We start from the raw sequence: 6,191 nt of genomic DNA on the forward strand, positions 1-6,191 counted from the left end.
CTCACGGCCCGCACGGTCCTCAGCCCAGCCGCCTGTCGAGATCGAGCAGCTGTCGTTCCAGGGCGCGTTCGGCCGGGGTGAGCGGGACATCGGGCCGGACGCGTTCCAGGGGCTCGGGACGGGCGGGTTCCACGGGCAGGTACAGCCACAACTGCCCGTAGGCGACGAGGGACCGGTACACCTCGCGCACCACCCGGGTGGCATGGCGCGCCACGGCGGAGAACATGCGGACCTCCTCACCGCCCGGAACGGAGGACCGGGCGGCCACCGACGGTCGCGCGGAACGCTAAACAGCGACTAGAGCTCGCGGCACGGCGAGGGCGAGGGGAACGGGAACGAGCCAACGCCGCGCCGGGGCCGTCCGGCTCGCCGACCGCCGTTCAAGCGGAAGCAGAAGGCCCGCATCCACCCTGTGACGTGAAAACTTCACCCTGGACTGATGACGTCAGCACTGCCTGTGACCGGGTCACTCTGAGCAGAATTCTGGCCAACGGAGCAACACAGCACAGTCGTTCGACCGACACCTCGAAGGGACTCTCCTCATGGTCAACGTGCTTCCGGCGGCCGCCCACCGCATCGACGAGTTCTCCGCGCAGGCCGCACACGGGGCCGGCCGGCATCTGACGATCGAGGACCTGGACGCCTCCGGGCAGTCCGACGCCGTGATGTTCTGCATCTGCATCGTCGCCGTCCCGGCCGACGGACGCGGCGGGCAGCTCGCCGCATGAGCGATGCCGGGGGGCACGAGGCCGGGGCCGCGGCCCCGGCCGACAGCGCGCTGGTGGGTTTCAAGCGCCATCTGAGCCCCGTCGTGGTTCCCGGTGAAGCCACCTATCTGGTCTCGCGCAGGGGCATCACCGCCCTGCGCGGCCCACACGCCGAGGTGCTGGCCCCGCTGCTGGACGGCACCCGCACCGTAGGAGGGGTGCTGCACGCGGCCGCGCCACGGCTGCCCGCCGAGGACGCCGCCGGCTCGCTCGACACGCTCGCCCGGTCGGGCCTGCTGGGCTTTCGGCCGACGGACCCGGCCGGCGGGGACCGCGGGTGTCCGGACCCGGTGGCGGAGGCCTACTGGGACCTGGCGGGCCTGGACGGCTGCCGTGCCTCGGCCGAGCTGGCCGGGGCCGCGGTGTCCCTGGAGGCGCTGCCCGGGACGGACCCGGAGCCGGTGCGGGCGGCCTGCCGGGAGTCGGGGCTGGCCCTCGCCCCGGACGGCGGGACGGGCGCCCTCACCCTCGTCGTCTGCGACGACTACCTGGCACCCGAGCTGGCCGAGGTGGACGCCCGGCACCGGGCGGGCGGGAGGCCCTGGCTGCTCGGCAAGCTGTGCGGCACCGACCCGTGGATCGGCCCGGTGTTCCGGCCCGGCCAGGGAGCCTGCTGGAACTGTCTGGCCGAGCGGCTGCGCGGCCACCGCCGCTCCGAGTGGCCGGTGCAGCGGGCGCTGGGCCTGACGGGTCCGCCGAAGCGGCCCGCGGCCTCGCTCGCGGCCGGCCGGGCCATCGCGGTGCACATCGCGGTGCTGGAGGCGCTCAAGTGGCTGGCGGGGCTGCGGTATCCGGCACAGGGTCAGGTGCACACCCTGGACACGATGCTGCTGCGCGCCGCCTCGCACCCCGTCCTACGGCGCCCGCAGTGCCCGGCGTGCGGGGACCGCGACCTCGTCGCCCGCACGGTGCGCGCGCCCTTCGTGCCGGTGTCACGGCCGAAAGCGGCCCGGCAGGGCAACAGCCACCGCTCCGCGCCGCCGCGCGAGATGCTGGAACGGTACCGCCATCTCGTCGGCCCGGTGACCGGGATCGTCAAGGAGATCCACCGCGCCCCGCGCACCCCCGACTTCGTCGACAGCTACCTCTCCGGTCACAACCTCGCCTTCCGGCCCACCGGTCTGGCCGGGCTCAGGGCCGGCCTCAGGGCGCTGAGCGGGGGCAAGGGCCTGGATCCGGCGGAGGCCAGGGTCAGCGCGCTGGGCGAGGCCGTGGAGCGCCACAGCGGCACCAGACACGGCGACGAGCCCGTCGTACGGGACACCTGGCGGGGCCTCGGTGAGACGGCCGTCCATCCGAACGACTGCCAGCTGTACCACTCGCGGCAGTTCGCCGACCGTGCGGCGTGGAACGCCCACGGGTCGCACTTCCAGTACGTACCGCGGCCGTTCGACGCGGACCGGCCCACGGAGTGGACGCCGGTGTGGTCCCTGACCCATGGCCGGCAGCGGCTGCTGCCCACCTCGCTGCTCTACTTCGACCACGGCGCGGGGGCCGCGGACGGGCTGCACGCCGACTCCAACGGCAACGCGGCGGGCAGCAGTCCGGAGGACGCGCTGCTGCAGGGTTTCCTGGAGCTGGTGGAGCGGGACGCGGTGGCCCTGTGGTGGTACAACCGCACCCGTCAGCCGGGCGTGGACCTGGACGCGTTCGGCGGCCCCGAGACCGACCGCTTCCGTGAGGGCTGCGCACGGCTCGGCCGCGAGCTGTGGGTGCTCGACCTCACCTCGGACTTCGGTATCCCGGTGCTGGCCGCGCTGTCCCGCCGCACCGGCGCGCCGACCGAGGACGTGGTCTTCGGCTTCGGCGCCCACTTCGATCCCCGGGTGGCGTTGCGGCGTGCCCTGACCGAGCTGGGCCAGATGCTGCCGGCGGTGCTCCCCCGCCGTCCGGACGGCACGGGGTACGGCATCGACGATCCCGACGCCTGCCACTGGTGGCGTAGCGCGACCACCGCCAATCAGCCCTATCTGGCAGCCGAGCCGTCCATCTCCCGCCGTACACCCACGAGTTGGGAGTTCACCGAGCGGGACGACCTGTTCGGCGACGTGTGCGCGGTGGTGGAGTCGGTGCGGGCCCGGGGACTGGAACTGCTGGTCCTCGACCAGACCCGGCCCGATGTGGGGCTTCCGGTCGTGAAGGTGATCGTGCCGGGGCTGCGGCACTTCTGGGCCCGGCTGGCACCCGGCCGGCTCTACGACGTGCCCGTGGCACTCGGCCGGCTGAAGCGGCCAACGCCGTACGAATGCCTCAACCCTGTCCCCCTGTTCGTCTAAATCTTCGATTAACAACACTATGCACGCACGGCCTTCACCAGGTTCACATACGATCCTGTGACGCACTCCCCGTTGCTGCGAAAGAGGAGTCCGTGAAGGCCAGTACACGTCTTGGGCTGCGTGGAGGGCTCGTCCGGCCGGCGTCGGCCACCGATGGCGCGGCCGAGCCGGACCGGCAGGCCCTGCCGGGTCCCCGCCTCGCGCGGGTCATCCTGAAGGTGGCGTTGTTCAGCTATCTCTCGATCACCGCGCTCAACATCATCAGCACGGGCCTGGGCGCCGCCGCCGACAGCGCGGCGATCGCCGCCCTGCTGCTGGTGTTCGCCCTCCAGTTACGGCACTCGGCGCCCGGCGCCGGCCGGCGCCCCGCGCGCCAGAAGGCTCTCACGCTCGGCGCCCAGGCCCTGCTCACCTACCTGCCGCTGATCGTGCTGCACGCCCAGTGGGGCGCGCTGGGCGGCTTCCTCTCGGGTTCCCTGCTGCTCCTGCTGCCCCCGCGCCCCGGCTGGACCCTCTTCGTCCTGGTCGGCCTCAGCATGTTCCTGCCGCCGCTGCTGCGCGGCCAGGGGATCGTCGACTCGATCTACCTGTGCCAGTCGACGCTGCTGACCGGACTGGTCGTCTACGCCCTGTCGCACCTGTCCGAGGTGATCCAGGAAGTGCACGACGCCCGCGGGGAGTTGGCCCGGCTCGCGGTGGTCCGCGAGCGGCTGCGCTTCGCCCGGGACCTGCACGACCTCCTCGGGTTCGGGCTGTCCGCGATCACGCTCAAGAGCGAGCTGGTGCACCGGCTGATACCGCTGCACCCGGAGCGGGCCGTGCAGGAGGTCGACGACATCCTGTCCATCTCCCGCCAGTCGCTGTCCGATGTCCGCCGGGTCGCCAGCGGGTTCCGGGACATGTCCCTGGCCCAGGAGGTCACCTCCGCCGAGTCGGTGCTGAACGCCGCCGAGGTGGCCGTGCGAGTGGAGGTGGCGACCGGCGAGATCGGCAGACAGGTGGAGAACGTGCTGGCCGCGGTGTTGCGGGAGGCGGTCACCAATGTCCTGCGTCATACCAAGGCGACCCGGTGCGCGATCGGGGTCACCGCGGACGGGGAGCGGGTCACGCTCTCCGTGGTCAACGACGGTGTCGCCGCAGGCCGGCGCGACACCGACGCGCACGGCGGAAGCGGGCTCGGCAATCTGGCGATGCGACTGCGCGAGGTGGGCGGGGCCCTGGACTCGGGTGCCCTGCCCGACGGAACGTTTCATGTACGGGCCAGCGCCCCGGCGTTCGTGCCGGACGGCTCACCACAGGAAGCCAGGTAACCGGAACACCCTTTGCCAGATGGGCTGTTGGCGTCATCACCGCTCACTCGCGGGCGGGATCAGTTGGTACAGTCGCCGGGTCCGGCCACCACAGGGGACGGGAGCACGGCGCGGAGACGGGGGAAGAGTGATTCGCGTACTGCTGGCCGAAGACATGCACATGGTTCGCGGGGCACTCGTGGCTCTGCTCAGTCTCGAGCGTGACATCGAGGTCGTCTGCGAGGTCGAGAACGGCGACGAGATCGTGCCGGCCGCGCTGCGCCACCGGCCCGAGGTCGCGGTCATCGACATCGACCTGCCCGGTATCGACGGTCTGACCGCCGCCGGCCGGCTGCGTGAGCGGATGCCCGACTGCCGCATCCTGATCCTGACCAGCATGGGACGCCCCGGCACTCTGCTGCGGGCCATCTCGGCGCAGGTCAGCGGCTACCTTCTGAAGGACGCGCCACCGGCCGAACTGGCCTCCGCGGTACGGCGGGTGGCGGCCGGCCAGCGTGTGGTGGACCCGCAGCTGGCGCTGGCCGCCTGGGGCGGCGCGGAGAGCCCGCTGACCGACCGGGAGACCGAGGTGCTGCGCCTGGCCTCCAAGGGCGCCGAGCCCTCGGAGATCGCCGCGCAACTGCATCTGTCCACCGGGACCGTGCGGAACTATCTGACCACGATCACCACGAAGCTCAACGCGCGCAACCGCGTGGACGCCGTGCTGATCGCGCAGGAGTCCGGCTGGCTGCTGTGAGGCCGCGGCGGACCGCTCAGGGCAGCGCCTGGGCCTCGGCCGAGCCGCAGTCCTCCGTCATCCCGGCGGCCACCAGATAGCTGAGCACCGCGTGTGTCACGGGTGGGGGCAGCGGCAGGGCCGACGAGGCCTGGGACGGTGTCACGGGCCACGCCAGCAGCGCCACCACCCACACGGCCTCCGGCCGGTGCAGCTGCACCCGGTGCGCCGACCCGGCGCTGCCCAGGGCGAAGCCCGCCTTCTCCAGGGTCAGGGACACATCACCGATCAGCCGGATCAGCCGCTGGGCGGACACGGTCACCGGGGTGAACGCGCTGTTCCCGCTGTTGGGGACGACAGACAGCAGCGGCCCGCGCAGATCCTCCCAGCTCAGGGTGCGCACGATCAGATGGGAGAGCCGGTCCAGGACGGGCAGCAGCACCACCAGGGCGCCCTCGACGGCTCCGTCCGCCGCGATGTTGGCGAGCAGGACCGGGCCGAGTTCCATCCGCCGCAGGGCCTCACGCACCAGGGGGTCCGGCCGGGTGATCCGCTCGGTGCCATGAGGGCTGCGCAGCACCAACTCGCCTTCCTCGTCACCGTGTTCTACGACCACGTCCTCATGCAGTGACCACAGGTGAAGGGCACCACTGTCGACGGGCCGTGGCATGACGCCCCCTTTCCACGTGCCGATTCTGGCGGCGCCGGATCACGGGCGACAGCCATCTCGTCATCGGTTGACCGTGAACTTCTCATGGGTGCGCGCGAGTTGCCCGGGGCCGCGCTTTATCAGGTCGCAAGCCCCGCTTCCTAGGGTGCGTGCCGTCGGCGGCAGGCCGCGGCCGGGCGCGCGTTCACGGACATCCGACATGCGATGCGACATCCGACGAGGACGAGAGGGACAGCCGGTGACGGTTCACACAGCAGGCAGTACGGTCCGCCGCCTGGACCGGGTGGTGATCCGGTTCGCGGGGGACTCCGGTGACGGGATGCAGCTCACCGGTGACCGCTTCACCTCGGAGACCGCATCCTTCGGAAACGATCTCTCCACCCTTCCCAACTTCCCCGCCGAGATCCGCGCCCCCGCCGGAACCCTCCCGGGCGTCTCCAGCTTCCAGCTCCA

6 protein-coding genes and 1 pseudogene are annotated in these 6,191 nt (G+C 72.0%); 5 read left to right on the plus strand and 2 right to left on the minus strand.

The genetic code is table 11. The annotated features are described in order from the left end of the window. Positions 1-19: 19 nt before the first annotated feature. The gene (locus ABZT17_RS31565; RefSeq protein ID WP_356353799.1) at positions 20-226 is read right to left on the minus strand and encodes a DUF6059 family protein; all 207 of its coding nucleotides are present in this window, start codon (positions 224-226) and stop codon (positions 20-22) included. A gap of 316 nt (positions 227-542) precedes the next feature. On the opposite strand from ABZT17_RS31565, the gene ABZT17_RS31570 reads away from it, so the two are divergent. From ABZT17_RS31570 to ABZT17_RS31585, 4 genes are all read left to right on the plus strand, one after another. Continuing rightward, positions 543-728: a hypothetical protein gene (locus tag ABZT17_RS31570; protein WP_356353801.1), complete on the plus strand. Its 186-nt coding sequence runs from the start codon at positions 543-545 to the stop codon at positions 726-728. Then, positions 725-3,043 (plus strand): TOMM precursor leader peptide-binding protein, encoded by a 2,319-nt coding sequence (locus ABZT17_RS31575; RefSeq protein WP_356353803.1) that lies wholly within the window; start codon positions 725-727, stop codon positions 3,041-3,043. Before ABZT17_RS31570 ends, ABZT17_RS31575 begins: the two co-directional genes overlap by 4 nt. Before the next feature lie 92 nt (positions 3,044-3,135). Further along, a complete protein-coding gene (locus ABZT17_RS31580; RefSeq protein ID WP_356353805.1) occupies positions 3,136-4,353 on the plus strand; it encodes a histidine kinase in 1,218 nt (405 codons plus the stop codon). Positions 4,354-4,480: 127 nt separating this feature from the next. Then, positions 4,481-5,089, plus strand: a complete 609-nt coding sequence (locus ABZT17_RS31585; RefSeq protein ID WP_356353806.1) for a response regulator transcription factor — start codon at positions 4,481-4,483, stop codon at positions 5,087-5,089. A gap of 16 nt (positions 5,090-5,105) precedes the next feature. Here ABZT17_RS31585 and ABZT17_RS31590 read toward each other — a convergent pair whose 3' ends face one another. Next, positions 5,106-5,738, minus strand: a complete 633-nt coding sequence (locus ABZT17_RS31590; protein ID WP_356353808.1) for an NADH oxidase — start codon at positions 5,736-5,738, stop codon at positions 5,106-5,108. Between the two features lie 238 nt (positions 5,739-5,976). On the opposite strand from ABZT17_RS31590, the pseudogene ABZT17_RS31595 reads away from it, so the two are divergent. Beyond that, positions 5,977-6,191: pseudogene (locus tag ABZT17_RS31595) on the plus strand (2-oxoglutarate ferredoxin oxidoreductase subunit alpha); the annotation flags it as partial.

Source organism: Streptomyces sp. NPDC005648 (assembly GCF_040605395.1).
Classification (GTDB): Bacteria; Actinomycetota; Actinomycetes; order Streptomycetales; family Streptomycetaceae; genus Streptomyces.

Bases quoted from the DNA above. Each gene is read 5' to 3' on its own strand.
- ABZT17_RS31565 (WP_356353799.1), bottom strand. From the start codon at position 226: ATGTTCTCCGCCGTGGCGCGCCATGCCACCCGGGTGGTGCGCGAGGTG.
- ABZT17_RS31590 (WP_356353808.1), bottom strand. From the start codon at position 5,738: ATGCCACGGCCCGTCGACAGTGGTGCCCTTCACCTGTGGTCACTGCAT.
- ABZT17_RS31575 (WP_356353803.1), top strand. From the start codon at position 725: ATGAGCGATGCCGGGGGGCACGAGGCCGGGGCCGCGGCCCCGGCCGAC.
- ABZT17_RS31570 (WP_356353801.1), top strand. From the start codon at position 543: ATGGTCAACGTGCTTCCGGCGGCCGCCCACCGCATCGACGAGTTCTCC.